Origin of the sequence: Georgenia sp. 311 (assembly GCF_006151955.1) — a bacterium.
Classification (GTDB): Bacteria; Actinomycetota; Actinomycetes; order Actinomycetales; family Actinomycetaceae; genus Oceanitalea; species Oceanitalea wutianyii.
In genome coordinates, this window is record NZ_VDFS01000068.1 from 1 (window position 1) to 2271 (window position 2271).

A 2271-nucleotide genomic window follows, 5' to 3' on the forward strand; every position below is an offset into this window, starting at 1 on the left:
CCGGACGGTTGCGGGCCCTTCCGCATCCGGCGGCGGGGCCGTCCGGACCGGTCCGCAGGGCCCCGGAGGGTAAAACGTCGGTGTGCTCCGGACCCGCGTCCTCTGACGAACCTTTACGATGGCGGCGTGACCAATGTACTTCTCGTCGAGGACGACCCGGCAATTGCGGAGCCGCTGGCCCGCGCGCTCACGCGCGAGGGCTACGAGGTGCGCGCGCACGGCACGGGTCAGGGGGCCATCGACAACTCCGCGGGCATGGACCTCATCGTGCTGGATCTCGGGCTGCCGGACATGGACGGGCTCGACGTCGCACGGTGGATCCGCAGCCAGGGGATGACCACCCCCATCCTCGTGCTCACCGCCCGCGCGGACGAGGTCGACCTCGTCGTCGGCCTCGACGCCGGCGCCGACGACTACGTCACCAAGCCCTTCCGGCTCGCCGAGCTCCTCGCCCGGGTCCGGGCGCTGCTGCGCCGCGCCGGTGGTGAGCTCACCGACGAGGACGAGCTCACCGCCCAGGACGTCCGTGTGGACGTCGCCGCGCACCGCGCCTTCCAGGGCAAGCGCGAGCTGCAGCTCACCGCCAAGGAGTTCGAGCTGCTCCGCGTCCTCGTCCGTGAGGCCGGCTCGGTCGTCTCCCGCGACGCGCTCATGCGCGAGGTCTGGGGCTCGGACCCGAGCGGCTCGACGAAGACGCTCGACATGCACGTCTCGTGGCTGCGCCGCAAGCTCGGCGACGACGCGAACGACCCGCGCTACATCACCACCGTCCGGGGCATGGGGTTCCGCTTCGAGACGACCGGCGAGAGCTGAGGCGGCGTGCGTCGTCGCGCGGTGACGATGACGCTCGTCGCGGTCACCGTCGCCGTCCTGCTGCTCGGGGTCCCGCTCGCCGTCTTCGGCGGGCTGATGATCTGGGAGTCCGAGCGCTCCACCCTGGAGCTGCGCACCTCCTACGTCGGGCGCGCCGTCGAGCGGCGGATCGCCAACGGTGAGGAGCTCGACGACGCGATGCTCGCGCCGTTCGTCGGCGGGGAGAACAACCTCAGGGCCCGCATCGTCGTCCAGGACGACGTCGGGCGGATCTTCACGGCCGGGGACCCGGTCGAGGGGCGGGTGCTCCGCGCGGTCCAGGTGACGCCGAGCGGTGCCACGGTCCGCATGGAGGTGAGCGCCGTGGCCGTCCAGTGGATGGTCGTGCGCGTCGTCGCGCTCGTCGTCGTCGCGGCGGTGCTCGCGCTCGGCGTCAGTGTGCTCGTCGCGCGCCGCCAGGCCCGCAAGCTCGCCGCCCCGCTCATCTACCTCGCCGCCAGCGCCGAGCAGATCGGCTCGGGCCAGGTGCGCCCGCACCTGCGCAAGTCCGGCATCGAGGAGATCGACCTCGTCGCCGCCGAGCTCACCCGCACCGCCGACCGGCTCGCCGGGCGGCTCGCCGCCGAACGACAGTTCGCCGCCGACGCCTCCCACCAGCTGCGCACCCCGCTCACCGCGCTGTCGATGCGTCTGGAGGAGATCCAGGCGATCGCCACGGACGAGGACGTCGCCGAGGAGGCGCGGGTGAGCCTCGAGCTCGTCGAGCGACTCACCGGCGTCGTCGAGGACCTCCTGCGCAACTCGCGCCAGGCTGGCGGCGGGACCACCGAGGCGCTGCGCCTCGCCGACCTCTTCGCCCAGCAGGCCGAGGAGTGGGGCCCCACGTTCGCCTCGGCCGGCCGCGAGCTCGTCCTGCCCGAGCACTCCGAGATCGCGGTCCTCGCCACGCCCGGCGCGCTGGCCCAGGTGCTGTCCACGCTCCTGGAGAACTCGCTCAAGTACGGCGCCGGCACGACGACGGTGCGTGCGCGGGCCTCGGCGTCCGAGCACGGCGTGGTCATCGAGGTGACCGACGAGGGGCCCGGCGTCTCCGACGACCTCGCCCCCGACATCTTCGAGCGCAACGTGACGTCCGGAAAGGGGACGGGACGCGGTCTCGCGCTGGCCCGCGACCTCGTCGCCGCCGACGGCGGGCGCCTGGAGCTCGCCCAGCGCCAGCCCCCGGTGTTCGCGATCTTCCTGTCCGCGGTGCCCAAGACGTTCGACCCCGCCGTCGTCCTCCCGCAGGGCTCCCTCGTCAGCATGGGCCGCCGCCGCCGCCGCTGGTAACCCGTCCCCCCTCCCCGCGCGCGAGAGCCGACTTGCGCGCGACAGCCGAGTTGCGCGCGAGAGCCGAGTTGCGCGCGAGAGCCGAGTTGCGCGCGAGAGCCGAGTTGCGCGCGAGAGCCGAGTTGCGCG

The 2271-nt window shown here is 73.4% G+C and carries 2 protein-coding genes; both read left to right on the forward strand.

What is annotated here, in order from left to right; translation table 11 throughout:
* Nucleotides 1-126: 126 nt before the first annotated feature.
* The gene (locus FHE66_RS15210) at nucleotides 127-813 is read left to right on the forward strand and encodes a response regulator transcription factor (RefSeq protein WP_139073827.1); all 687 of its coding nucleotides are present in this window, start codon (nucleotides 127-129) and stop codon (nucleotides 811-813) included.
* Nucleotides 814-819: 6 nt separating this feature from the next.
* Nucleotides 820-2142 carry an ATP-binding protein gene (locus FHE66_RS15215; RefSeq protein WP_139073828.1) on the forward strand — a complete coding sequence of 441 codons (1323 nt, stop codon included), beginning with the start codon at nucleotides 820-822 and terminating at the stop codon, nucleotides 2140-2142.
* Nucleotides 2143-2271: the final 129 nt, after the last annotated feature.